The organism is Stenotrophomonas sp. Ker107b (assembly GCF_053847245.1).
In genome coordinates, this window is the sequence record NZ_JBSPHX010000003.1 from 298,333 (window position 1) to 323,095 (window position 24,763).

The window sequence follows — 24,763 nt, forward strand, 5'->3', positions numbered from 1 at the left end:
AAGGAACTCTGTCGCAGTTCAGGTTGTTAGTCGTCATTGGAGAATGGATCGACCCCGCCTTCGGCAGGGGCCAGCCGCCGATCTCGGCCTTACAATGAAGGGCTGCCGTTCCCTCATCCCCTGTCCTGGAGTAAGCGATGTTCCCGCGTGACGTCCGCATCGAAACCTACGATCCCGAACTGGCCAAGGCCATTGCCGCTGAAACCCAGCGCCAGGAAGACCATGTCGAGCTGATTGCCAGCGAGAACTACACCAGCCCGGCGGTGATGGAAGCCCAGGGCAGCCAGCTGACCAACAAGTACGCCGAGGGCTACCCGGGCAAGCGTTACTACGGTGGCTGCGACTACGTGGACATCGCCGAGCAGCTGGCCATCGACCGCCTCAAGCAGCTGTTCGATGCCGACTACGCCAACGTGCAGCCGCACAGCGGCTCGCAGGCCAACCAGGCCGTCTACTTCGCGCTGCTGCAGCCGGGCGACACCATCCTGGGCATGAGCCTGGCCCATGGCGGTCACCTGACCCACGGCGCCAAGGTCAATGCCTCGGGCAAGCTGTTCAACGCCATCCAGTACGGCGTCGACGAAGCCGGCCTGATCGACTATGACGAGGTCGAGCGTCTGGCGGTGGAGCACAAGCCGAAGATGGTCGTCGCCGGTTTCTCGGCCTACTCGCAGGTCATCGACTGGGCGCGCTTCCGCGCGATCGCCGACAAGGTCGGTGCCTACCTGTTCGTGGACATGGCGCACGTGGCCGGTCTGGTCGCGGCCGGCGTCTACCCGAGCCCGCTGCCGCACGCCCACGTGGTCACCTCGACCACCCACAAGACCCTGCGCGGCCCGCGCGGCGGCATCATCATCGCCAAGGGGGCCAGCGAAGAACTGCAGAAGAAGCTGCAGTCCATCGTGTTCCCGGGCATCCAGGGCGGTCCGCTGATGCACGTCATCGCCGGCAAGGCCGTGGCCTTCAAGGAAGCGCTGGAGCCGGGCTTCAAGGCCTACCAGCAGCAGGTGGTCAAGAACGCCCAGGCGATGGCCAACACGCTGATCGCGCGCGGCTACAAGATCGTTTCCGGCGGTACCCAGAACCACCTGATGCTGGTCGACATGATCGGCAAGGATGTCTCGGGCAAGGATGCGGAAGCCGCGCTCGGCCTGGCCCACATCACCGTCAACAAGAACTCGGTGCCGAACGACCCGCGTTCGCCGTTCGTGACCTCGGGCCTGCGCCTGGGCACCCCGGCGGTGACCACGCGTGGTTACCTGGAACAGGACTGTGTGGACCTGGCCAACTGGATCGCCGACGTGCTCGATGCCCCGGCCGACGAGGCCGTGATCGCCCGCGTCCGCGACGCGGTCAGCGCGCAGTGCCGCAAGTACCCGGTCTACGGCTGATATGGATGAGGGCCGGCAACGGCGTACCTACGCCGTGCTGGCCCTGATCTGCGGCATCGTGGGGATGGCCGGCGGCGGCACCTTCGCCGCCATCGGGGTCTGGGTCGCGTTCGTCGAACCGGCCTATCTCGATCGCGCCTCGCGCCTGTTGATCGGGGGCTGGGGCAGTGCGGGCCTGATCGGGGTACTCGGCTGGCTGTGGTTGAGCAGCCGCTATCTTCGAGCGGGACGCACCGGCCTGCGTGACAGCGGGCCCTGGCCGTGGGCGGCCTTGGGTCTTGGAGCACTGGCCGCCGTGGCGGTCGTCGGCATGGCGTTCTGGCAGGCCGCCGCCAGTCCAACGGCGCTGGTCCTGCTGCTGGCGGGGCCGCCACTGCTGCTGCCGGCGGTCATGCTGGTGCGGCTGCGGCGAACCCAGGGCACCTGACCGGATGGAGGCCCATCGCACACAGCGGCGCGGAATGCTGCTGCACGCGGGTGTGTTTGGACTCCCGCATGCCCTGGCGGCGTTTGTCGTGGTGGGGCTCTGCCTGCGTGACGTGCTCCACCAGTACGGTGGGCCGGGCGACGCGCCGGGCTGGGCAGCGGCATGGTTCGGCACGGCCAGTCTCATCGTCCTGATCTGGCTCATCCTTGCCCGGTGCTGGTGGCAGGGCGGCCCGGTCGCCCTTCGGGCCGCCTCGACGGCATGGTGGGCGGGTCTGATCGCCGCCCTCGTCGCAACGGGCATTGTCTGGGCCGGTCTGCTGCGGTCGATCTTCCACGTTCATCTGTTCGACGGCGCCTTGCCCGCGGCGGTCGTCCTCCTGATGGCAGGCCTGCCGCTGTTCTCCTGTACGGCGCACCTGCTGTGGTTGCGTCGGCGCGTCACCTAGACAGGGCTGGACTCTCCCCCCGTCCATTTGCTGTAGCCGGTCCCTCTCAGGTACCGTTGCGACGCTGCCGTGACCACGGCATGACGTTTTCCCGATGTAAGGCGTTCCATGTACTGTCCGTTCTGCCAGCATGCCGACACCCGTGTGATCGACTCGCGCGTCTCTGAAGACGGCGCGACGATCCGGCGTCGCCGCGAGTGCGAGGCCTGCAACGAGCGCTTCAGCACCCTGGAAACCATCGAACTGAAACTGCCGGCGATCGTGAAAAGCGACGGCAGCCGCGAGGCCTTCGATGCCCGCAAGGTCCGCAGCGGCTTTGATCGCGCGCTGCAGAAGCGCCCAGTGCCCGAAGACAAGATCGAATTGGCGGTGCGCGCGGTGATGCAGCAGGCGCGTATCTGCGGTGAGCGCGAAATTCCGTCGATCAAGGTCGGCGAGTTCGTGATGAACGAGCTGCGCAAGCTCGACCATGTCGGCTACGTGCGTTTCGCGTCGGTGTACCGCAGCTTCGAAGACGTCGCCGATTTCCGCGAAGAAATCGAGAAGCTCGAGCGCGAGCTGCCCTCCAGCACCGAACAGCTGCAGCTGCTTGGCGATGTGATCGCGCTGACCAAGAAAAAGAAAGGCTGAGCCTGCGCCGCATCGCGGCCACCACGGCTGAGCTACCATCGCGGCTGCCTGCCGCCGGACGCTCACCGCCATGACTGAATTTACCGCTCTCGACCACCAGCACATGGCGTATGCGCTGCGCCTGGCCGAGCGCGCCGCGTACACCGCGCGACCCAATCCGATGGTCGGCTGCGTGATCGCACGCGATGAGGTGGTGGTCGGCGAGGGTTGGCACCAGCGCACCGGCGGCCCGCACGCGGAAGTGTTCGCGCTGCGCCAGGCCGGCGAACAGGCCCGCGGCGCCACTGCCTACGTGACCCTGGAGCCGTGCGCGCACCACGGTCGCACGCCCCCGTGTGCACTGGCCTTGATCGAGGCAGGGGTGACACGCGTGGTGGCGGCGATGCGCGATCCCTTCCCGAAGGTCGATGGCGGTGGCTTCGTGCTGCTGCGCGAGGCGGGTATCGAGGTGGCCGAAGGCCTGATGGCCGCCCAGGCGCGCGAACTCAACCACGGGTTCCTCTCACGCATCGAGCGCGGGCGCCCCTGGGTGCGGGTGAAGCTCGCGGCCAGTCTGGACGGCCGTACCGCGATGGCCGATGGCAGCTCCAAATGGATCACCGGTGAAGCCGCCCGCGAGGACGTGCAGCACTGGCGTGCACGGGCCGGTGCGATTCTCACCGGCGCGGCGACCGTGTTGGCCGATGACCCGATGTTGACCGTGCGGCTGGCCGATACCGAGGTAGTGCCGCCGTTGCGGGTGGTGCTCGATACGCGGCTGCGCTCTTTGGAATGCGCACGTGTGCGCGAGGGTGGGGCGCCGACGCTGTATGTGCACGACGCCGCGGTCAGCCCGCCGGATGCCGCCGATGCGGAGTTCGCCAGCGTGCCCAGCCATGACGGTCGTCTGGATCTGGGCGCGGTGTTGGCGCTGCTCGCTGAGCGCGGCATCAATGAAGTGCATACCGAAGCCGGCGCCACCTTGGCCGGTGCGTTGCTGGCCGGTGGCTGGGTCGACGAACTGCTGCTGTACCAGGCGCCCACGCTGCTCGGCGAGCATGGACTGCCGCTGCTGTCCGGCCTGGGTATCCATGCGATGGACCAGCAGCGCCGGCTGCGGGTGCTGGACAGGCGCCAAGTGGGTGAGGACCTCCGCCTGTTGCTGCGCCCATAAAAAACGGGCCCCTTGCGGGACCCGTTCGATCATGGCGCGGCGCGGACGCCGCAGCCCGATCAGTAACCGACGTGTGTGCCCTCATATCCACGGGGCGCAGCACTCAGCGGGCTAGCTTAACACTTATTTAACTTAAAGCCCCCAGTCAGGGTGCCCTGTTACACTAGCCGCGCCGGTCCGCCGGTACACAAACGTCTTCAGGGCGGGGTGCGATTCCCCACCGGCGGTAGGTGCGCAAGCACGAGCCCGCGAGCGCTTCCCGGTCCCCGGGAAGGTCAGCAGATCCGGTCCGATGCCGGAGCCGACGGTATAGTCCGGATGAAAGAAGACGGTGCGGCCGGGCCTTGCGCTCGGCGTGCACCTATATGCCTTGCGGCGTTTTTCGCTCACTTTCCGCGGAGAACGTTCCTTGTTTACTGGAATCATCGAAGGCGTCGGCCGTCTGGCCGCACGCGACACCCTTGGCGGCGATGTCCGCTTCACCTTTGACGTGGGCACCCTGCCGTTCGAGAACGTGCAGATGGGCGAGAGCATCGCCATCAACGGGGTCTGCCTCACCGTCATCGCGTATGACGCCACCCGCTTCCAGGCCGACGCCTCCACCGAGACGCTGGGCCTGACCACGCTGGGGCAGCTGGCCGACGGCGCCGTCATCAATCTCGAACGCGCGATGCGCCCGACCGATCGCCTGGGTGGCCATCTGGTCAGCGGCCATGTCGATGGCCTGGGCCAGGTGTTGTCGGTGCATGACGATGCACGTGCCCAGCGCTGGCGCTTCGCCGCGCCGGCCGCGCTGCTGCGCTACATCGCCAAGAAAGGCTCGATCTGCGTGGACGGGGTCAGCCTGACCGTCAACGACGTGGACGAGCAGGGCTTCGAGGTCGCCCTCATCCCGCACACCGTCGCCAACACCGCCTTCGCCGCTACTGCCGTGGGCAGTGCCGTCAATCTTGAAATCGATCTGGTCGCCCGTTACGTCGAACGTTTGTTGGGTGCAGGAGCACGCGCATGAATTTCGCCCCCATTCCCGAGATCCTCGAGGACATCCGCCTCGGCCGCATGGTCGTCATCGTCGATGACGAAGACCGTGAGAACGAAGGCGACCTGATCATGGCCGCCGAGCTGGTCAAGCCCTCGGACATCAACTTCATGGTCACCCATGGCCGTGGCCTGGTGTGCCTGCCGCTGACCCGCGAGCGTGCGGCCGACCTCGGCCTGGCACCGATGGTGCAGGCCAATACCGCGCAGTTCCAGACCAACTTCACGGTCAGCATCGAGGCTGCCGAAGGCGTCACCACCGGCATCTCGGCCTACGACCGCGCGCACACCATCCGCACCGCAGTGAAGCCGGATGCCAAGCCGGCCGACCTGCACCAGCCGGGCCACATTTTTCCATTGATCGCCCAGCCGGGCGGCGTGCTGACCCGCGCCGGGCATACCGAGGCCGGCGTCGATCTGGCCATGCTGGCAGGCCTGGAGCCGGCGGGCGTGCTGGTGGAGATCCTCAACCCGGACGGCAGCATGGCGCGCCGCCCGGAGCTGGAGGTGTTCGCCCGCGAGCACGGCCTGAAGATGGGCTCGATCGCCGACCTGATCGCCTACCGCCTGGCCACTGAAAAGACGGTCGAGCGTGTGGACGAACGCGAGATCGAGACCGAGTTCGGTCCGTTCACGCTGGTCACCTACCGCGACCGGATCGCCCACGACCTGCACTTCGCGCTGGTCCGCGGCACCCCGGATGCCGAGCCGACCCTGGTCCGCGTGCAGGTGGAAAACCCGTTGGCCGATCTGCTGCACTGGCGCCGCGATGATTTCGGCGTGGCCTCCACCGATGCCCTGCGCGCCATTGCCGCCGCCGAGCGTGGCGTGATGGTGGTGCTGTCGGCGCCACGCGATACCAACAGCCTGCTGGCCCGCCTGCGCCAGCAGCCGGTGCCGGTGGTACCGGGCAAGGACAAGGACGTGAGCCAGTGGCGCCGCAACGGGGCCGGTGCGCAGATCCTGTCCGACCTGGGCCTGGGCAAGCTGCGCGTGCTGGGCACCCCCCGCCGCCAGGTGGGCCTGGCCGGGTATGGCCTGGAAGTGGTCGAGACGGTGGAGAACACGTCATCGCAGGCGCGCTGACGTCGCGCCGCTTCGCGGCAGCCCCCTGACTCAGGGGGCTTTTGCACCCGACCCGTCCCCTGACGCGCGGCGACCCGGCTACACGCGGCCATGCGCTAGAATATTCACCTATTAAATGGACCCCACGCCGAACATGAGCCATTACGAAGGCGACCTCCGTACTCCGGAAAAGGCCCGTTTCGCCATCCTCGCCAGCCGCTGGAATGCCCGCATCACCGACGTGCTGGTGGCCGGTGCGCGGCAGAGCCTGGCCGGCAACGGGATCGACGAGTCCGCCATCGATGTGATCCGCGTGCCTGGCGCGTGGGAACTGCCGCTGGTCGCCGCGCGTCTGGCGGCCGCCCATCAGCATGCCGCGATCATCACCCTGGGCTGCGTGATCCGCGGCGATACCCGTCATTACGAACATGTGGCCGACCGCTGCGCCGAAGGCCTGATGCGCGTGCAGCTGGACTTCGGCGTGCCGGTGCTCAATGGCGTGCTGGCGGTGGAACGTGTCGAGGATGCCGAAGCCCGCGCGGGTGGCAGCCACGGCAACAAGGGTGAGGAAGCCGCACTGACGGCGTTGGAAATGGTCAATCTTCTGGAGCAGCTGCCATGAACAAGTCAAACCAGGGCAAGCCCTCCGGTAAACCCGTCCGCCGTGATGGCGTCGACCCCGTGCTGCGTTCGCGCGCGCGTCGTCGTGCCCTGCAGGCAATCTACGCGTGGCAGATCTCCGGTGGCAACGCGCAGAGCGTGATCGCCCAGTTTGCCCATGAACAGGCCCGCGAAATCGCGGATCTGGCCTACTTCGAAGCGCTGGTGCATGGCGTGCTCGACAACCGCAAGGATCTGGATGCGGCGCTGGACCCGTACCTGGATCGTGGGATCGAGGAAGTGGACGCGATCGAACGCGCCGCGCTGCGCGTGGCCGCCTATGAGATGCGCTTCCGCTTGGACGTGCCGTACCGCGTCGTGATCAACGAAGCGATCGAATCGGCCAAGCGCTTTGGCTCCGAGCACGGCCACACCTACGTCAATGGTGTGCTCGACCGGGCCGCGGTGGAATGGCGCAAGGTCGAATCGGGTCACTGATCCGCCCCGTGTCCCTTGCCGAATTCGCTCTGATCGACCGCATCCGTGCGCGCACCACCGCGCGCGCCGATGTCGTGCTCGGCATCGGCGATGACGCCGCGCTGCTGCAGCCGCGTGCGGGCGAACAGCTGGTGATCACCACCGATACGCTCAACAGCGGCGTGCATTTCCCGGTCGAAACCCCGGCCTACGACATCGGCTGGAAAACCCTCGCGGTGAACCTGTCCGATCTCGCCGCGATGGGCGCCCGCCCGGCGTGGTGCACCTTGGCGCTGTCCTTGCCGGACGCCGACGCGGACTGGATCGAAGCCTTCGCCGATGGCTTCTTCGCACTGGCTGACGAGCACGACATCGTGCTGGTCGGTGGTGACACCACGCGCGGGCCGCTGTCGCTCTCGGTGACCGCGCTGGGCCAGGTCGCGCGCGGCCAGGCGCTGCGTCGCGACCGTGCCCAGTTGGGGGATGACATCTGGGTCAGTGGCACGCTGGGCGATGCCGCCGGTGCACTGCGCCTGTGGCAGCAGAACCGCTTGAAAGTGGCGGTGGCCACGCTGCTCAGCGATGACGAAACGCTGCGCGAGCGCCTGCTGCGTCCGATCCCGCGGGTCACGCTAGGCCTGCGCCTGCGTGCCTACGCGCATGCGGCCGTGGATATCTCCGATGGCCTGCTGTCCGATCTGGGCCACATCGCGGCACGCAGCGGTGTGCGCGCGGAAGTGGAGGCCGATGCATTGCCGATCTCGTCGGCGCTGCGCGAGCAGCTCGGGCGCGAGGGTGCCCGCGACTGCGCGCTGCGTGGCGGCGACGATTACGAGCTGTGCTTCACCGTCGCGCCGTCGCAGCGCGAGGCGATCCATGCCTTGTCGGCGTCACTGGGTTTGCCGCTGACCCGGATCGGCCGGACCGTCGAAGGGGAGGGCGTGCACTGCGCCGATGCGGACGCCACCGACGGTGGCTACGAGCACTTCTCCGAACGTCGCTGACGCCCATCACACCGGCGGCAGCACCTTGCCCGGGTTGAGAATTCCCTCCGGATCCAGCGCACCCTTGATCGCGCGCATCGCCGCCAGCGTGGCCGGCGTGAATGCCTGCGCCATGAAATCGCGCTTGGCCAGGCCGATCCCGTGTTCGCCGGAGAGCGTGCCGCCCAGTGCCAGGGTCAGCGCGAACACGCGCGGCAGCGCCGCATGGGCGCGTGCGTTCTCGCCGGCATCGTCCGGGTGGTAGAGGATGTTGACGTGCAGGTTGCCGTTGCCGGCATGGCCGAAGGTGACGATCGGCAGATCGAACTCCGCCGATAGTGCCTGCACCCCGGCGACCAGCGCGGGAATGCGCGAGACCGGTACCACCACGTCTTCGTTGATCTTGCCCGGTGCGATGCTGCGCAGCGCCGGTGACAGCGCCTTGCGCGCGGCCCACAGGGTTTCGCGCGCGCTGCCTTCCATCGCCACATCCAGCGCGATCAGACCGTCGCCTTCGGCCGCCGCCGCGAGGGCCTGCAGCAGGTAGGGCAGGGTGTCGTGGTCGCCGTCGGCCTCCACCAGCAGCATCGCGCCGGCCTCTGGCACGTCAGCACCATTGCGACGCAGCAGCTCGAGGCTGCGCGCATCCATGAATTCCAGGCGCGTGGGCACCACCGGTTGCGCCATCAGGCGCGACACCGCCTGCGCGGCGGCATCCGCATCGCGGTACAGCACGCGCAGCCCCGCCTGCGTCACCGGCAGCGGGGTCAGCTTCAAGGTCGCTTCCACGATCAGCGCCAGCGTGCCTTCGCTGCCCACCAGCAGATGGGTCAGGTCGTAGCCGGTGGCGTCCTTGGTGTACGGGCCGCCGCAGGTGATCAGTTCACCGGCGCCGGTGACCGCCACGAGGCCGAGCACGTTGTCGCGGCTGGTGCCGTACTTCACCGCGCGCGGGCCGCCGGCATTGCAGGCCAGGTTGCCGCCGATGCTGCATATCTCCGCACTGGAGGGGTCCGGCGGCCAGAACAGGCCGTGCGGCATCAGCGCCTGCTGCAGGTCGCCGTTGAGCACGCCGGGTTCGACCACCGCGCAGCGGTCGCCGGGCTGGATGGCGAGGATACGGTTCATCCGCGCGAACGAGAGCACGATGCTGCCTTCCATCGGCACGGCAGCGCCGGTGGTGCCGGTGCCTGCGCCACGCGCGACCAGGGCGATGCGATGTTCGCGGCAGGCGCGGACCAGCGCGACCACCTGCTCGCGATCGCGCGGGAAGGCGACACCGGCCGGCAGCGTGTGCCGCCACGAGTTGTCCTGCGCATGTGCCTCGAGCGCGCGGTCATCGGTGCGCCAGCCGTCCTCACCGAGCAGGGCATGCAGGGTGGCAACGAACGCCGTGGGCAGGGCAGGGGTCATCATCAGGTCCGGGAATCAACAGGGGCACGTTGGATCGCGCGCCAGCCGATCACAGCCAGCGCCAGTGGCAGCCACACCCAACGCAGTTCGGAAAGGACGGTCGCCATCCCGCGCGCGCTGAAGAACTGCGGCGCGAAGGGCGAGACGCGGATCGGGCGCCACGGGGCGAAGAAGCGTTCGCCGCTCCACGGCCACCACAGCGCGACGCCAAGCCCGCCGGAGGTCAGTGCATCCAGCAGCGGGTGCGACAGTGCGCACAGGCCGGCGAACGCAGCCGCCTGCACCGCCGTGGCGCGCAGGCGCCGGTGCAGCAGCGCGGCGAGCACGGCCATCAGCGCGGCGAATAGGATCGAATGGCTGGCGCCCCGATGGCCGAAGCTGTCGGCGTAGGGAATGTGCAGCGCGAAGGCGAGCACGTCCGCATCCGGCAGCATGGCCGCGACCACGCCGGCGGCCAGCAATGGCGTGGAGATGCGGCCGCGATCCGCGGCGCACCACAGCGCCAGCGGAATGGCGGCGTGGGTAAAGATCGAGGGCATCAGCAGTCTTCCAGCCGGAACGCGTCGCGCAGCCAGTTCAGCTGCGGGGGCTCGCCGGCGGCTTCGACGACATCGAAGCGGCACGGCTGCTCGGCCAGCCAGGGATGCGACTGCAGAAACAACTGCGCGGCGATCACCAGCTTGCGTCGCTTGCGCCGGTCCACCGAGGCCGCGCCGCCGCCGAAGCGGGCGTCCGCGCGGTAGCGGACTTCCACGAACACGACGACATCGCCGTCGCGCATGATCAGGTCGATCTCACCGCGGCGATACCGCGCATTGGTGGTGACCGGGCGCAGCCCGGCCTCACGGAGATGGTGCTGCGCGGCAGCTTCCACCGCCGCGCCACGTACCGCGCGCCCGGTGGGCACGTGGCTCAGTTGCTGCTGGCGATCGGCATCGGCCGGCCGCCGCTGAAGGTCGACCACGCCGGCACCCGCAGTACGTTGCCGTTGCTGTCCAGGAACAGGGTGCCGGTGGCGCCGGCCAGGCCGCCTTCAGTCGCGACCTTGTCCAGGTAGGCGCTGATCTTCCACGCATCGAAACCGAACGCGAACAGGCGACCGGAGGCGCCGCGCGCCGAGGGCAGGATCTGCCCGGCGGTGGAGGCGGCCGGCAGGCCGGGCACGCCGCGCACGTTCCAGGCTTCGTTCGGATAGACGATGCCGTCCAGCGCCATGTCTTCTTCCGGCTTGCCGGCACCGACGGTCAGCTGCGAGGTGCCGACGCGGCTGGCACCACCGGCACCGGCCAGCGCCAGCTGCGGGGTCAGTGCACGCGCCTGCGGCGCCTTCACTGCCAGCAACACACCGTCGATGGCGCCGGCCGCACGCACCTGCGCGCCGATGTCGCCGACCGTGTCGCTCACGCCGATCGTCGCCACCACCTGGCCACCGCGCTGCGCGAAGCGCTCGCGGAAGGCGGCGGCGGCGCGGCGGCCGTTGTCGTCGTTGCTGTGGATCACCAGGACCTTGCTGCGCTCGCGGCCGCGCAGGTACTCGGCGGCGATGATGCCGTCGTCTTCCGGGGCCAGCGAGAAACCGGCGCTGCCGGCCGGCGGGGTGTCCTTGCCGCGGTTGAGGGCCAGCACCGGCACCGGCAGGTCGCGGCGGCCGAACACGGCATCCACTTCATCGCGGCCGAGCGGGCCGACGATGAAATCGGCACCGGCGGTCACCGCCTTGTCGTAGGCGGCCACGGCACCGGCGGCGGTGCCGGCGGTATCGATGAACTGGATGTCCGGGCGGCGGCGGGTTTCACCGTAGTAACCGCTGAGCAGGCCATCGCGGACCGGCTGCGCAGCGGTGGCCAGGCGGCCACTGAGCGGCAGCAGCACGGCCATTTTCACGGGCGGGCGGTAGCCATCGCTCATCGCCGGCGGACGCTTGCTGGTATCGAACTGCGAGGCGCCTTCGCGATCGAACGGACGCGGCAGCGGCAGGCCGCGGGCGATCAGCGCACGGCCGGCGAAGTTGTACAGCGGCTCATTGGCCGGCAGCGCCGCCGCGCGGGCGCGCAGGGTGGCATCGTCCAGCGTGCCGAGCAGGCCGGCGATGGCCTGCTGGTTGTCGCTGCGTGCCTTGCCGGTCAGTGCAGCGTGCGCACGGGCGCGTTCCAGCGCGGCACCGAGGTTGTCGCCGGTGGCCTGCAATGCGTTGGCGCGGGCCAGGTGCCAGCGGGTGCGCAGCGAGGGGGTGACCGCGTCGGCCGATTCTTTCAGCGCAGCCAGCGCCTGCGCCGGCTGCTTGTCGGCCAGCGCGAGTTCGGCCGTGGTCAGCTGGTAGCGCTGCAGGCTGGCGCCGCTGAGCTGGCGCGCGGTGACCTGGGCCAGCAGCGTGCGGGCGCGGGTCGCATCGCCGGCTTCATGCCAGGCGAAGGCGGCATCGGCCAGGGCTGCGCTGCGGGCACCGCCGCGCAGGGTGTTGGCCAGTGCTTCCAGCTGGAGGGCCGCATCGCGCGGCTTGCCCTGCTCGATCAGCGCCAGGGCCTGGCTCTGGGCCGGCGAATCCGGCGCACTGGTGAAGCTGGTCGTGGCGCAGCCGGCAAGCAGCATCAGCGACAACGAAAGGGCGGAGATCCGTACGACGGGCTTGTTCATGATCAGGTCCATTCGATGGGGGCAGCGGCCGTGGCCGGGGAACGGTACGATTCTACCCTTGACCACGGAAGAGCCGCTGATGAGTGCTGTCCCCACGCTGTATGTCGTTGCCACCCCGATCGGCAACCTCGCCGATCTGACCCCGCGCGCGCAGGACGTGCTGCGTTCGGTGGCCGCGATCTGCGCCGAGGACACCCGCCGCAGCGGCCAGCTGCTGGCCCACTTCGGCATCCAGCAGCCGCTGGTGGCGCTGCATGACCACAATGAAGAAGCGTTGTCGCAGCGGATCGTGGCGCGCCTGCTGGCGGGCGAGTCGCTGGCGCTGGTCAGTGATGCCGGTACCCCGCTGGTCAGCGATCCGGGCTACCGCCTGGTCCGCGCCGCGCGCGAAGCCGGGATCAAGGTCAGCCCGATTCCCGGTGCCTGTGCGGCGATCGCCGCGCTCAGCGTGGCCGGCCTGCCCAGCGATCGCTTCACCTTTGAAGGCTTCCTGCCGGCCAAGGCCTCCGGCCGCCGCGAGCGCCTGCATGCGCTCGCCGGTGAAACCCGCACGCTGGTGTTCTACGAATCCTCGCACCGGATCACCGAATCGCTGGCGGACATGGTCGCCGCGTTCGGGCCCGAGCGCCCGGCGGTGCTGGCGCGCGAGCTGACCAAGCTGTTCGAAACCGTGCTGGATGGTGATCTGGCCTCGCTGCTGCAGCAGGTCGAGGCGGACGACAACCAGCGCAAGGGCGAGTTCGTGGTGATGGTGCAGGGCGCGGCCGACGATGAGGAGGCTCAGCTGGTCCAGGGCCGTCGCCTCTACGCCAAGCTCAGTGAGCACCTGCCACCCTCGACCGCGGCCAAGCTGGCGGCCGAAATCACCGGTGCCCCGCGCAAGGCGTTGTACGGCGGGTAACCGCGACGGTCCTTGTTTTGTGGGACAATGCGCGCGGCGGAGTCGGCCAGACAGTCGCGTCATCCCTTGCGGGTGCCGAGGAAAGTCCGGGCTCCACAGGGCAAGGTGCCAGGTAACGCCTGGGCGGCGCGAGCCGACGGAAAGTGCAACAGAAAGATACCGCCTACGTTTCCTTCGGGAAGCCGGTAAGGGTGAAATGGTGCGGTAAGAGCGCACCGCGAGTCTGGCAACAGACCGGCACGGCAAACCCCACCTGGAGCAAGACCAAATAGGGACCTAATGGCGTGGCCCGCGTCGGGTCCGGGTAGGTTGCTTGAGCGCTGCGGTGACGCAGCGCCTAGAAGAATGACTGTCCACGACAAAACCCGGCTTATCGGCCGGCTCCGCCGCTTTTTTCGCGGACTCGCGAAAAAAGCCCCAAGGTTTGCAGCGCAAACCTTGGGCCCCGGGCTACCAGCCTCCAATTCCCCGCGCCTGACGGCGCGCCCCCTTTACTAAAGGGGGCTGTTACTCGGCTTGATTGTCCTGTGCTTCGGGTGCCCGCTGATCACGGCGCTGTCCCGATCCAGCTCAGCCTTGCGTTGCCAGCGTCGTTTCACCCACGCAGACACCCTCCGCATCGAACCGCCGTTCGGTGATGAAGCCGTGGCCGTTGGCGTCCAGCGCGATGATCGTGCTGGCGCGGGTGCCGTACTCGGGGCTGCGGATGAAGGCGGACGACAGCCAGCGCTCGCGCTCCAGGCCGATGCCGGTATCCGGCAGGGTGCTCTCCTCAGCGCGGGTCTCATCACGCAGGGCCCTCCACAGCGGGGCCAGATCGTCGTCGCCGTGGTCCGCCCACGCGCGCAGCGCTGCGTTCAATGTGACGGTTTTCGGCCAGGGCGCGTCCAGTGGGCCGTTGGACATGCCATGGATGCCCGGCGCCAGTGACTGGCGGTACAGGGGGTGGTTGCCCAGGAACTGGCAGCTGTCGCGATCGGCCAGTAACAGGTTGAAGGGGGCGAACTCGGCCGCGTGCCGGGCGAGCTCGTCCGCGAACAGTGCGGCCGGCGCGGCATCACGCAGATAGTCGGCCACCAGCGCCCCGCGTGAGGGGCCGGTCTGCCGGGCTTGCGGGTCACGGACATTGGTCACCACCGCCATCCGCCCCTCCGGCCCGATTCCGGCCCAGGTTCCGCCCGAGCGCAGGTCCCGGCCGGCGGCCACCCCGTCATCGGGTGCGGGCCACCGGCCCAGGGCGGCGGTCGGCCGCGCGTGGAACTCATCGCGGTTACCGGCCATCACCAGTTGCCAGCGGGGGTGGGTTTTCCAGGCAAGGGCGAGCAGACACATGCCTCACAGTGTGCCGGTTCTGCGCAGGGCGGAGGCGATGGCGACCGGGTCAGGACTGAATACGGGCAGATGTTTCACGCGGTCTCCACAGGCCTGAACTTCGGCGAAATCTCAAAAAATGAGACGAAACAGCAACTTGTGGATAAGCCTTGAACAAGTCTCTAAACATTGCTGCAAGCCCTTGATGTTCAAAGTGATTTCCCCTTCGCAAAGTTGTTGACAACCCAATCGGCACTGCTAAGGTGGGCATCAGAGGGGAAACCGGGTTTTTTGTGGTTTTTCGTGGTTCAATGTTTCACCGGGCGAAGGAAAGGTGAAAACGTCGTGTTTCAAGGCGAGACGGCCATCACTGTTGACGACAAAGGGCGCATGGCGGTTCCGACCGCGCATCGCGACCTTGTCGCGCGTGTGAGCAACAACCGTCTGGTCCTGACCTACAACCCGTTCGAGTCCGGCTGCCTCTGGCTGTACGCCGAACAGGAATGGGAACGCGTCCGTGATGACGTCATGTCCAAGCCCAACACACAGCGCGTCGTGCGCCTCCTGCAACAGAAGCTGGTCGGTTCGGCCGCGCATCTGGAGCTGGACGGCAACGGCCGCATCAGTATTCCCGCCAGCCACCGTGGTGCCGTTGGCATTGAAAAGAAGGCGGTGCTGCTCGGTATGGGCGACAAATTCGAATTGTGGAGCGAGCAGGCTCATCGTGCGTTGATCCAGCAGACGTTGTCTGACGAGGATCTCGGCGATGGGTTGCTCGACCTGAAGTTGTGAGCCGGGGTGCCCGGATGCGCGGAGCAGCGCAGACCGGTCACCTTCCGGTGTCGCAGCCGCCGGCAGGCCACCTGCCGGTCCTGTACACGCAGGTCCTGGATGGCCTGAAGGTGATCGAAAACGGAGTGTATCTCGATGGCACGTTTGGTCGTGGCGGTCACGCCCGCGGCGTGCTCGAGCAACTCGGTCCTGGAGGCCGGCTGCTGGTCATGGACAAGGATCCGGAGGCGATTGCGGTAGCCGAGCGTGATTTCGCGCCGGACCCGCGCGTCTCGATCTTCCGTGGCAGCTTCGCCGACCTGCTGCACTGGGAGGCCGCCGCCGAGGGTCTGGATGGTGTGCTGTTCGACCTGGGCGTGTCCTCACCCCAGCTGGATGTCGCCGAGCGTGGTTTCAGCTTCGGCAAGGACGGCCCGCTGGACATGCGCATGGACCCGGACAGCGGTGAAAGTGCGGCGCAGTGGCTCAACCGCGTTGAAGAGCGCGAGCTGATGGACGTGCTGTGGACCTACGGCGAAGAGCGCCAGGGCCGCCGCATCGCCAAGGCCATCGTCGCCCGCCGCGACAAGCAGCCCTTCACCCGCACCGCCGAGCTGGCGGAGTTGATCGCCTCGGTGATGCCGCGTGGCAAGGACAAGATCCACCCGGCCACGCGCAGCTTCCAGGCGATCCGCATCCATATCAACCGCGAACTGGCCGATCTCGAAGCCGGCCTGGACGCGGCACTGGCACGCCTCAAGCCCGGTGGCCGGCTGGCGGTGATCAGCTTCCACTCGTTGGAAGACCGCATCGTCAAGCAGTTCATGAACCGCTATGCCAAGGCACCGCCGAGCAACCGCCGGTTGCCCGAGCTGGCCGCCTTCGTGCCGACACTGGACCTGCACGGTGGCGCCATCAAGGCCGAAGACGACGAGCTGGCGGTCAACCCGCGCTCGCGCAGCGCCGTGCTGCGTGTCGCCGAAAAGCGCGAGGTGGCTGGATGAGCCGCCTGCTGTTGATCGTACTGCTGGCCTGCACCGTCGCCTCGGCGATCGGTGTGGTGTTCATGCGCCATCGCCACCGCCAGACCTTCGTGGAGCTGTCCCGGGTCGAGCGTGCGCGCGATGAGATCAACATCGAGTTCGGTCGCCTGCAGCTTGAGCAGGCCACCCTGGCCGAGGCGACCCGGGTCGACCGCGTCGCCCGCGAGCGCCTGGGCATGAAGTTCCCCGAAGCGGCCGACGTCGTGGTGATCCGGCCATGAACAAGTCCGGCCGCAACCGTGCGCGCAACAGCTTCAACCTCCGCCAGCGCTTGAAGTGGGTGGGGCTGGCGCTCGGCCTGTGCTCGGTCTCGCTGGTCGGCCGCGCCGCCTACGTGCAGATCATCAACAGCGAGTTCTACCAGCGCCAGGGCGAAGCCCGTTACCTGCGCGAACTGCCGATCAACACCTCGCGCGGCATGATCACCGACCGCAATGGCGAGCCGGTGGCGGTGTCCACCCCGGTCGCCTCGATCTGGGTCAACCCGCAGGAACTGCTGCGTTCGCCGGACCGTATCCCCGAGCTGGCGACCGCGCTGGGCATGCCGCTGGATGAGCTGACCTCCAAGCTCTCGCAGAAGGCCGATAAGGAATTCATGTACCTGCGCCGCCGGATCAATCCGGACGACGCGGAGAAAGTGGTCGCGATGAAGATTCCGGGCGTGGCCTCGCAGCGCGAGTTCCGCCGCTTCTACCCGCAGGGTGAGGCGATGGCGCACGTGCTCGGCTTCACCAACATCGACGACCGCGGCCAGGAAGGGCTGGAGCTGGCCTTCGACGAATGGCTGCGCGGCAAGGCCGGCGCCAAGCGCGTGATCCGCAACCGCAAGGGCGACACGGTGGAGAGCGATCTGCTGCGCGCCGCCGAGCCGGGCAAGGACCTCACCCTCAGCATCGACCGCCGCATCCAGTTCCTGGCCTTCAAGGAGCTGCGCAACGCGCTGATCGAGAACAAGGCCGCAGGCGGCTCGATCGTGATCATGGATGTGGCCACCGGCGAGATCCTGGCCATGGTCAACCTGCCCACCTACAACCCCAATGCCGTGGGTGGCGCTGCGCCGGACACCCGCCGCAACCGCGCGGTGACCGATCTGGTCGAGCCGGGTTCGACCATGAAGCCGCTGACCATCGCCTCGGCGCTGCAGTCCGGCGTGGTCACCAAAGACACCACGGTGGACACCAACCCGGGCTACATGGCGCTGGGCCGCTACACGATCAAGGACGTGCCGCGGAACAATGGCGTGCTCACCGTCACCGGCGTGATCACCCGCAGTTCGAACATCGGCGCGGCCAAGATCGCCGCCAAGATGCCGGACCAGGTCTTCTACGACCACATTCACAGCTTCGGTTATGGCGTCGCCCCGCACAGCGGCTTCCCGGGCGAATCGGCCGGCGTGCTGCCGCGCCCGGCGCGCTGGAGTGGTCCGTCCAAGACCACCATGTCCTATGGCTACGGCCTGAATGTCAGCCCGCTGCAGATCGCGACCGCCTACTCGGCGCTGGGCAACGGCGGCAAGCTGATCGCGCCGACCTTCGTCAAAGGCCAGCGCAACGAAGGCAAGCAGATCGTCGACGAGAACATCGCCAAGGAAGTCGTGGCGATGATGGAAACCGTGGTCACCCAGGGCGGCGCCAAGCAGGCGGCGGTGCTGGGTTACCACGTGGCCGGCAAGACCGGCACCGCCCGCAAGGCCGGCCCCGGCGGTTACGAGCGCGGCCATTACAACGCGCTGTTCGCCGGCGTAGTGCCGGCCACCAACCCGCGCTTCGCCACGGTCATCGTCATCAACGACCCGCAGGGCGGCAAGTATTACGGCGGCCTGGTCTCCGCACCGGTGTTCCACAACGTCATGGAAGGCGCGCTGCGCCTGATGGACGTGCCGCCGGATGACATCGAGTCGTGGCTGGCCGCCCAGCAGTCCGGAAAGATGGGCCACTCGGCCTCGGTGCTGCCGATGCCGCCGCCGGAAACGGTGATCGCGCCCGATGCCGCCGCAGAATTCGATGCCGCGCTGCCCAGCGCGCACGCCACAGTGCCGCCCGCGCAGGGAGGCACGCAATGAGCCAGATGATGTTGCTGTCGCAGTTGCTTCCCGATGTGGTGCTGAGCCACGACCCGACCATCACCGGCCTGGTGCTGGACAGCCGCGCGGTGCGCCCGGGCAATGCTTTCGTGGCGATCGCCGGCTTCGGCGCGCATGGGCTGGGTTTTGTCGATCAGGCCCGCGCCAATGGCGCCGGGGCGATCCTGTTCGACCCGCCGGCCCCGGTCGAGCTGCCGGCACCGGCCGATGCGATTGCCGTGCCGGGCCTGCGCCACCGCATGGGCGCGATGGCCGATCAGTTCCACCGCCACCCCTCGCGCGCGATGACGATGGTCGGCGTGACCGGCACCAACGGAAAAACCTCCACCGTGCAGTTGCTGGCCCAGGCCTGGCACCTGCTCGGCACCCGCAGTGGAAGTATCGGCACGTTGGGCGTCGGACTTTATGGCGACGTGGTGCCGACCGGCTTCACCACCCCGCTGGTGCTGCAGATGCATGAGGTGCTGGCGCAGCTGCGCGACGGGGGTGCCCAGGCCGTGGCGATGGAAGTCAGCTCGCACGCGCTCGACCAGGGCCGCGTGGATGCCGTCCACTACGACGTGGCGGTGTTCACCAATCTCACCCGCGACCATCTCGACTATCACGGCGATATGGCGCAGTACGGTGCGGCCAAGGCCAAGCTGTTCCACCGCGACGGACTCAAGGCCGCCGTGGTCAATCTCGATGACAGCTTCGGCAGTGAACTGCTGCGCACTGTCGGCCAGACCGTGCGCCCGATCGGTGTGAGTTCGCGCGGTGCCGCGCAGGCCACCCTGCGCGCCGACTCGCTCACCCTGGACGGTCGGGGCATCGCCTTCGATCTGGTCGTGGACGGTCAGCGCCATCCGGTGCTGTCGCCGCTGCTCGGCCGCTTCAACGTGGACAACCTGCTGGCCGTGGCCGGTGCGCTGTATGCGCTGGACCATGCCCCGGCCGCGATCGCCGCGCTGCTCTCGCAGTTGCAGCCGATCGCCGGGCGCATGAACCGCCTGGGCGGCGAGGGCGGCCTGCCCACCGTCGTGGTCGATTACGCCCACACCCCGGATGCGCTGGAACAGGCACTGACCAGTGTGCAGGGCCATCTGGCCGGGCGCCTGATCTGCGTGTTCGGTTGCGGCGGCGAGCGCGACACCGGCAAGCGCCCGCAGATGGCCGCCATCGCAGAACAACACGCCGACGTGGTGATCGTCACCGACGACAATCCGCGTGGCGAAGACGGCGACGTGATCGTGGCCGACATCCTGAAGGGATTTGATGCGCCCGCTGCCGTCACCGTGCAGCGTGATCGCGCCGCCGCGATCGCCACCGCGATCGGCCAGGCCGGCGCGGGCGATATCGTGCTGATCGCCGGCAAGGGCCATGAGCCCTATCAGGAGATCGACGGGGTCAAGCACGCCTTCGACGACACTGAAGTAGCTGGCCGTGTACTGGCCGCGCGCGTAGATAAAGCGGGTACGCCGCGCATGGAGGCACCATGAAGCGCACCCCGCTGTCGCTGATCGCCCACTGGGCCGGTGGCGAGATCCATGGCGAAGACACCGCCATCGATGCCATCAGCAATGACACCCGTACGCTCGCGCCGGGCAGCCTGTATGTGGCGCTGCGTGGCGAGCGCTTCGATGGCCATGACTTCGCGGCCGACGCGCTGGCACGCGGTGCCTCGGCGATGCTGGTCGAGCGACTGCTCGATGTCGCCCTGCCGCAGATCGTGGTGGCCGACAGCGAGCATGCTCTGGGACGCATCGCCGCCGGCATGCAGCGTGACCGCGACACCGCGGTCTTCGCGATCACCGGCAGCAATGGCAAGACCAGCGTCAAGAGCCTGCTGCTGGCGATCCTGGAACAGGTGGCACGTGACGACCGCAAGGTGGTCTACGCCAACCCCGGCAACCGCAACAACGAGATCGGCCTGCCGCTGGCGGTGCTCGATGCCCCGGAAGATGCCGACTACGCCGTCTACGAGATGGGCGCCGGCAAGCCGGGCGACATTGCCTACCTCACCGAGATCGTGCGCCCGCACTACGCGCTGGTGAACAACATCGCCCCGGCGCATCTGGAACGCATGGGCAGCCTGCAGGGCGTGGCCACCACCAAGGGCGCGATCTACGCGGCGCTGCCTTCCGATGGCGTGGCCGTGATCAATGCCGATGACGCCTTCGGGATCTGGTTCGAACAGCACATCGTCGGCCAGCCACCGCGCTGCCGCGTGCTGCGTTACGGCCTGGAGCACACCGCCGATGTCACCGCGCGTGCGATCCGCCCGGCCGCGCAGGGCAGCCAGTTCGTGCTGTCCACGCCGGCGGGCGATGCCGAGATCACGCTGGGCCTGCCGGGCCGGCACAACATCAGCAACGCGCTGGCCGCCGCCTCGCTGGCGCTGGCCGCGGGCATTGCGGTGGCGCAGATCGCCGCCGGCCTGGCCCGCGCCGAGCCGGTGCCGGGCCGCCAGATCGCGCACCAGCTGCCCAGCGGCGCGGTGCTGATCGATGACAGTTACAACGCCAACCCCGGTTCCCTGGCCGCCGCCATCGATGCCCTGGCCGCCTCGAAGGACGAGGGCTGGCTGGTACTGGGCGATATGCGCGAACTCGGCCCGGACGGCGAGGCGCTGCACGCCCAGGCTGGCCGCCGCGCCCGCGACGCCGGCCTGAAGCGGCTGTACACGCTCGGCCCGCTGAGCGCCGCCGCTTCGACCGCCTTCGGTGAAGGCGGCCAGCCGTTCCAGAGTCACCAGGCCCTGGCCGCCGCGCTCGCCACCGAACTGCATGCCGGCGTGCGCTGCCTGGTCAAGGGCTCGCGTGGCAGCGCCATGGACACGATCGTCAAAGCGCTGCTCGCGCAAGGAGAGGAAACCCCCAATGTTGCTTGAACTGGCCCGATGGCTGCAGCAGTTGGAGAGCCTGTTCGGGCTGTTCGGCTACCTGACCCTGCGCGGCATCCTCGCGGCGCTGACCGCCCTGTTCCTGTCGCTGTGGCTCGGCCCGGCGATGATCCGCAAGCTGGCCCAGTTCAAGGGCGGGCAGCCGATCCGTACCGATGGTCCGCAGACCCATTTCGCCAAGGCCGGCACGCCGACCATGGGCGGCTCGCTGATCCTGCTGACGATCACGCTGTCGGTGCTGCTGTGGGCTGACCTGCGCAACCGTTACGTCTGGCTGGTGCTGGCCGTGATGCTGTGCTTCGGCGCGATCGGCTGGTACGACGACTGGATCAAGATCGTCCGCCGCGACCCGAACGGCCTGAAGTCGCGCTGGAAGTACCTGCTGCAGTCGATCTTTGGTCTGGCGGCCGGTCTGTTCCTGTTCTACACCGCCGATGTCCCGGCGGCGATGACGTTCTACATCCCGATGTTCAAGTCGATCGCGCTGCCGCTGGCCGGCGTCAGTTTCGTGGCCATCGCGTATTTCTGGATCGTCGGCTTCTCCAACGCGGTCAACCTGACCGACGGCCTGGACGGCCTGGCGATCATGCCGACGGTGCTGGTCGCCTGCGCGCTGGGCGTGTTCGCCTATGCCTCGGGCAACGTGGTGTTCTCCAGCTACCTGCAGATCCCGCAGATCCCGGGGGCCGGTGAGCTGGTCATCATCTGCGCGGCGATCGCCGGTGCAGGCTTGGGCTTCCTCTGGTTCAACACCTATCCGGCCATGGTCTTCATGGGCGACATCGGCGCGCTGGCGCTGGGTGCGGTGCTGGGCACGATCGCGGTGATCACCCGCCAGGAACTGGTGCTGGTGGTGATGGGCGGCGTGTTCGTGATCGAGACGCTGTCGGTGATGATCCAGGTCGCCTCGTTCAAGCTGACCGGCAAGCGCGTGTTCCGCATGGCGCCGATCCACCACCACTTCGAACTGAAGGGCTGGCCGGAGCCGCGCGTGATCGTGCGCTTCTGGATCATCTCGGTGGTGCTGGTCCTGATCGGCCTGGCCACGTTGAAGGTCCGCTGATGAACGACCTGTCGCGCCAAGCCACCCGCCTTGAAGCCATCGGAGGCCACTTCGACAAGTGGCTGCTGGGCGCGATCATCGCGCTCACCGGGCTGGGCGTGGTGATGGTCGCGTCGAGCTCGATCGCGCTGATGAGCAGCCCGTTCTATTACCTCAACCGCCACCTGATCTTCCTGGCGGTGGGTATCGGCCTGGCGATCATCGCCATGCGCACCGAGCTCAAGAGCATCGAGCAGTACAACCAGATCCTGCTGCTGGGCTGCTTCGCCCTGCTGGTGGTGGTGTTCATCCCGGGCCTGGGCAGCAGCGTCAACGGTGCCCGCCGCTGGATCAACCTGGGCATCTCCAAGTTCCAGACCGTCGAAGCGGTCAAGGTGCTCTACATCGTGTGGCTGTCCAGCTATCTGGTCCGCTTCCGCGATGAGGTCAACGCCACCTGGCCGGCGATGCTCAAGCCGCTCGGCGTGGCCGGCGCGCTGGTGGTGCTGCTGCTGCTGCAGCCGGACTTCGGCTCGTCCACCCTGCTGCTGGCGATCACCGCCGGCATGCTGGTGCTGGGCGGGGTCAACCTGCCACGCATGTCGATGCCGATCGTGTTCGGCATGATCGGCATGACCGCGCTGGCGATCTTCGAGCCGTACCGCATGCGCCGCATCACCTCCTTCCTGGACCCGTGGGCCGATCAGCAGGGCGATGGCTACCAGCTGTCCAACGCGCTGATGGCCGTGGGCCGTGGCGAGTGGACCGGCGTGGGCCTGGGCAACTCGGTGCAGAAGCTCTATTACCTGCCCGAAGCGCATACCGATTTCATCTTCTCGGTCACCGCCGAGGAGCTGGGCTTCCTCGGCACCTGCCTGATCATCTCGCTGTATGCGCTGCTGGTCGGCCGCACCTTCTGGCTGGGCATGCGCTGCGTGGAAATGAAGCGCCACTTCTCCGGCTACATCGCCTTCGGCATCGGCCTGTGGATCAGCATGCAGAGCTTCGTCTCGATCGGGGTCAACCTCGGCATCCTGCCGACCAAGGGCCTGACCCTGCCGCTGATTTCCTCGGGCGGCTCGAGCGTGCTGATGACCTGCGTGGCGATGGGCCTGCTGCTGCGCGTCTCCTATGAACTGGACCGCGCCGAGCGCCGCCAGGCCGTGCGCATGGGCGCCGACCAGGAGGGTCCGCTGCCGGGCGACGTGCCCAAGGCCGACAGCGCCAGCGCCATCGCTGCGGCGATGCAGGACAGCGCACGCGATACCGCACCGCGTGACAGCGCCACTCGTGGCACCAGCCGCATGCAGCAGCGCATTGAACCGACCCTGGGGAGGATGGGATGAGCACGCCTCGCCTCGATCCGTCCCAGCGCCCGGTCATGATCATGGCCGGCGGCACCGGTGGGCACATCTTCCCCGGCCTGGCCGTGGCCAAGGTGCTGCGCGAACGCGGTGTGCCGGTCACCTGGCTCGGTGCCGATGGCGCGATGGAAACGCGCCTGGTGCCGCAGCACGATATCCACATCGACACGCTGGCCATCGGTGGCCTGCGCGGCAAGGGCAAGCTGGCCCTGATCGGCGCACCGCTGCGGCTGCTGCGCGCGATCCGCGCGGCCGGTTTCCTGATCCGCGATCGCCAGCCGCGGGCGGTGATCGCCTTCGGTGGCTTCGCCTCCGGCCCCGGTGGTATCGCCGCGCGCCTGCATGGCCTGCCGCTGCTGGTGCACGAACAGAACCGCGCACCGGGCATGACCAACCGCGTGCTGTCCCGCTTCGCGCGCCGCGTGCTGACCGGTTTCCCGGGCAGCTTCGCCCAGCGTGAGGAAGCGGTCGGCAACCCGGTGCGTGCCGAGATCGCCGCGATCACCCAGCCCGAGCTGCGCCTGGCCAACCGGCAGGGGCCGCTGCGTCTGCTGGTCCTCGGCGGCAGCCAAGGGGCACGCGTGCTCAACAACGCGGTGCCCAAGGCACTGGCTGCGCTGGGCGCTGGCATCCCGGTGCAGGTGCGCCACCAGAGCGGCGAGAAGCTGCATGCCGAGGCGCTGCAGGCGTACGCCGATGCCGGTGTGCAGGCAAGCGTGGAACCGTTCATTGCCGATATGGCCGAGGCGTTCGCCTGGGCCGATCTGGTGGTGTGCCGCTCTGGCGCCTCCACCCTGGCCGAGCTGTGCGCGGTCGGCGTGGGCAGCGTGCTGGTGCCGTTCGCCGCGGCCGTCGACGATCACCAGACCCGCAATGCGGAGTATCTGGTCGAGCGCGGCGCCGCGATGTTGCTGAAGCAGGATGAAACGCTGGCGACGCAACTGGAAGGCGTGTTGCGCGAATTGTCCGAACATTCCGCCCGACGCATGCAGATGGCCCATGCCGCGCGTGCCCTGGCCAAGGTCGATGCCGCTGAGCGCATCGCCGACATCATTCTCGAGGAATCCAAATGAACACCGCTACGCGCGCCAGCCTGGCGCGAGGCCGC

General features: G+C 68.1%; 25 protein-coding genes, 1 other RNA gene and 1 riboswitch. Of the genes, 21 read left to right on the forward strand and 5 right to left on the reverse strand.

Features of this window, described 5'->3' with window-relative positions:
- Positions 1-137: 137 nt before the first annotated feature.
- The 10 genes from glyA (at position 138) to thiL (ending at position 8,233) form a co-directional block, all read left to right on the forward strand.
- Positions 138-1,391, forward strand: a complete 1,254-nt coding sequence (gene glyA, locus ACWV8V_RS16570) for a serine hydroxymethyltransferase (RefSeq protein ID WP_455900248.1) — start codon at positions 138-140, stop codon at positions 1,389-1,391.
- 1 nt (position 1,392) lies between these two features.
- Positions 1,393-1,818: a hypothetical protein gene (locus ACWV8V_RS16575; RefSeq protein ID WP_259261819.1), complete on the forward strand. Its 426-nt coding sequence runs from the start codon at positions 1,393-1,395 to the stop codon at positions 1,816-1,818.
- 34 nt (positions 1,819-1,852) lie between these two features.
- Entirely contained in the window at positions 1,853-2,266 is a 414-nt protein-coding gene (locus ACWV8V_RS16580; RefSeq protein ID WP_259261820.1) for a hypothetical protein, read from the forward strand.
- 108 nt (positions 2,267-2,374) lie between these two features.
- On the forward strand, positions 2,375-2,896 hold the full coding sequence (gene nrdR, locus ACWV8V_RS16585) for a transcriptional regulator NrdR (RefSeq protein ID WP_019182518.1): 522 nt from the start codon (positions 2,375-2,377) through the stop codon (positions 2,894-2,896).
- A 70-nt stretch (positions 2,897-2,966) separates the two neighbouring features.
- The gene (gene ribD / locus ACWV8V_RS16590; RefSeq protein ID WP_259261821.1) at positions 2,967-4,049 is read left to right on the forward strand and encodes a bifunctional diaminohydroxyphosphoribosylaminopyrimidine deaminase/5-amino-6-(5-phosphoribosylamino)uracil reductase RibD; all 1,083 of its coding nucleotides are present in this window, start codon (positions 2,967-2,969) and stop codon (positions 4,047-4,049) included.
- 189 nt (positions 4,050-4,238) lie between these two features.
- Positions 4,239-4,383, forward strand: a riboswitch (FMN riboswitch).
- 75 nt (positions 4,384-4,458) lie between these two features.
- A complete protein-coding gene (locus ACWV8V_RS16595; protein ID WP_259261822.1) occupies positions 4,459-5,061 on the forward strand; it encodes a riboflavin synthase in 603 nt (200 codons plus the stop codon).
- On the forward strand, positions 5,058-6,173 hold the full coding sequence (gene ribB / locus ACWV8V_RS16600) for a 3,4-dihydroxy-2-butanone-4-phosphate synthase (RefSeq protein WP_259261823.1): 1,116 nt from the start codon (positions 5,058-5,060) through the stop codon (positions 6,171-6,173). Before ACWV8V_RS16595 ends, ribB begins: the two co-directional genes overlap by 4 nt.
- Positions 6,174-6,306: 133 nt before the next feature.
- On the forward strand, positions 6,307-6,774 hold the full coding sequence (gene ribH, locus ACWV8V_RS16605) for a 6,7-dimethyl-8-ribityllumazine synthase (RefSeq protein WP_019182514.1): 468 nt from the start codon (positions 6,307-6,309) through the stop codon (positions 6,772-6,774).
- Positions 6,771-7,250 (forward strand): transcription antitermination factor NusB, encoded by a 480-nt coding sequence (nusB, locus tag ACWV8V_RS16610; protein ID WP_123728334.1) that lies wholly within the window; start codon positions 6,771-6,773, stop codon positions 7,248-7,250. Before ribH ends, nusB begins: the two co-directional genes overlap by 4 nt.
- Entirely contained in the window at positions 7,223-8,233 is a 1,011-nt protein-coding gene (thiL, locus tag ACWV8V_RS16615) for a thiamine-phosphate kinase (RefSeq protein WP_455900249.1), read from the forward strand. The genes nusB and thiL overlap by 28 nt, the downstream gene beginning before the upstream one ends.
- Positions 8,234-8,239: 6 nt before the next feature.
- Here the strand turns inward: thiL and ACWV8V_RS16620 are convergent, their stop codons facing one another.
- The 4 genes from ACWV8V_RS16620 to ACWV8V_RS16635 are packed head-to-tail and all read right to left on the reverse strand — an operon-like array spanning position 8,240 to position 12,259.
- Positions 8,240-9,625 carry an FAD-binding oxidoreductase gene (locus ACWV8V_RS16620; RefSeq protein ID WP_346467337.1) on the reverse strand — a complete coding sequence of 462 codons (1,386 nt, stop codon included), beginning with the start codon at positions 9,623-9,625 and terminating at the stop codon, positions 8,240-8,242.
- Positions 9,626-9,627: 2 nt separating this feature from the next.
- Complete coding sequence (locus ACWV8V_RS16625) at positions 9,628-10,164, reverse strand: metal-dependent hydrolase (protein ID WP_259261826.1); 537 nt, start codon at positions 10,162-10,164, stop codon at positions 9,628-9,630.
- Positions 10,164-10,532, reverse strand: coding sequence for a YraN family protein (locus ACWV8V_RS16630; RefSeq protein ID WP_123729665.1), 369 nt, complete (start codon positions 10,530-10,532; stop codon positions 10,164-10,166). The genes ACWV8V_RS16625 and ACWV8V_RS16630 overlap by 1 nt, the downstream gene beginning before the upstream one ends.
- A 5-nt stretch (positions 10,533-10,537) precedes the next feature.
- Positions 10,538-12,259 carry a penicillin-binding protein activator gene (locus ACWV8V_RS16635; RefSeq protein WP_346467339.1) on the reverse strand — a complete coding sequence of 574 codons (1,722 nt, stop codon included), beginning with the start codon at positions 12,257-12,259 and terminating at the stop codon, positions 10,538-10,540.
- Positions 12,260-12,338: 79 nt separating this feature from the next.
- Here ACWV8V_RS16635 and rsmI point away from each other — a divergent pair, with 79 nt between their 5' ends.
- Both rsmI and rnpB read left to right on the forward strand, forming a co-directional pair.
- On the forward strand, positions 12,339-13,160 hold the full coding sequence (gene rsmI / locus ACWV8V_RS16640; RefSeq protein WP_121042690.1) for a 16S rRNA (cytidine(1402)-2'-O)-methyltransferase: 822 nt from the start codon (positions 12,339-12,341) through the stop codon (positions 13,158-13,160).
- A 38-nt stretch (positions 13,161-13,198) separates the two neighbouring features.
- Positions 13,199-13,549: RNase P RNA component class A (gene rnpB / locus ACWV8V_RS16645), an RNA gene on the forward strand.
- Between the two features lie 181 nt (positions 13,550-13,730).
- Here rnpB and ACWV8V_RS16650 read toward each other — a convergent pair.
- Positions 13,731-14,492, reverse strand: coding sequence for an NRDE family protein (locus tag ACWV8V_RS16650; protein ID WP_455900250.1), 762 nt, complete (start codon positions 14,490-14,492; stop codon positions 13,731-13,733).
- Between the two features lie 324 nt (positions 14,493-14,816).
- Here ACWV8V_RS16650 and mraZ point away from each other — a divergent pair, with 324 nt between their 5' ends.
- From mraZ to murG, 9 genes are read left to right on the forward strand one after another with little or no spacing between them, the layout of a single operon-like run.
- Positions 14,817-15,263, forward strand: a complete 447-nt coding sequence (mraZ, locus tag ACWV8V_RS16655; protein ID WP_019182494.1) for a division/cell wall cluster transcriptional repressor MraZ — start codon at positions 14,817-14,819, stop codon at positions 15,261-15,263.
- Positions 15,264-15,277: 14 nt separating this feature from the next.
- Complete coding sequence (gene rsmH / locus ACWV8V_RS16660; RefSeq protein WP_455900251.1) at positions 15,278-16,246, forward strand: 16S rRNA (cytosine(1402)-N(4))-methyltransferase RsmH; 969 nt, start codon at positions 15,278-15,280, stop codon at positions 16,244-16,246.
- The gene (ftsL, locus tag ACWV8V_RS16665; RefSeq protein ID WP_019182492.1) at positions 16,243-16,506 is read left to right on the forward strand and encodes a cell division protein FtsL; all 264 of its coding nucleotides are present in this window, start codon (positions 16,243-16,245) and stop codon (positions 16,504-16,506) included. The genes rsmH and ftsL overlap by 4 nt, the downstream gene beginning before the upstream one ends.
- Positions 16,503-18,347, forward strand: a complete 1,845-nt coding sequence (locus ACWV8V_RS16670; RefSeq protein ID WP_455900252.1) for a peptidoglycan D,D-transpeptidase FtsI family protein — start codon at positions 16,503-16,505, stop codon at positions 18,345-18,347. The genes ftsL and ACWV8V_RS16670 overlap by 4 nt, the downstream gene beginning before the upstream one ends.
- Complete coding sequence (locus ACWV8V_RS16675) at positions 18,344-19,846, forward strand: UDP-N-acetylmuramoyl-L-alanyl-D-glutamate--2,6-diaminopimelate ligase (protein WP_455900253.1); 1,503 nt, start codon at positions 18,344-18,346, stop codon at positions 19,844-19,846. Before ACWV8V_RS16670 ends, ACWV8V_RS16675 begins: the two co-directional genes overlap by 4 nt.
- Positions 19,843-21,237, forward strand: a complete 1,395-nt coding sequence (locus tag ACWV8V_RS16680) for a UDP-N-acetylmuramoyl-tripeptide--D-alanyl-D-alanine ligase (protein WP_259261833.1) — start codon at positions 19,843-19,845, stop codon at positions 21,235-21,237. Before ACWV8V_RS16675 ends, ACWV8V_RS16680 begins: the two co-directional genes overlap by 4 nt.
- Complete coding sequence (mraY, locus tag ACWV8V_RS16685) at positions 21,227-22,312, forward strand: phospho-N-acetylmuramoyl-pentapeptide-transferase (RefSeq protein WP_123728345.1); 1,086 nt, start codon at positions 21,227-21,229, stop codon at positions 22,310-22,312. Before ACWV8V_RS16680 ends, mraY begins: the two co-directional genes overlap by 11 nt.
- The gene (ftsW, locus tag ACWV8V_RS16690) at positions 22,312-23,637 is read left to right on the forward strand and encodes a putative lipid II flippase FtsW (protein ID WP_346467345.1); all 1,326 of its coding nucleotides are present in this window, start codon (positions 22,312-22,314) and stop codon (positions 23,635-23,637) included. The genes mraY and ftsW overlap by 1 nt, the downstream gene beginning before the upstream one ends.
- Entirely contained in the window at positions 23,634-24,728 is a 1,095-nt protein-coding gene (gene murG, locus ACWV8V_RS16695) for an undecaprenyldiphospho-muramoylpentapeptide beta-N-acetylglucosaminyltransferase (protein WP_455900254.1), read from the forward strand. Before ftsW ends, murG begins: the two co-directional genes overlap by 4 nt.
- The last annotated feature ends 35 nt before the right edge of the window (positions 24,729-24,763 follow it).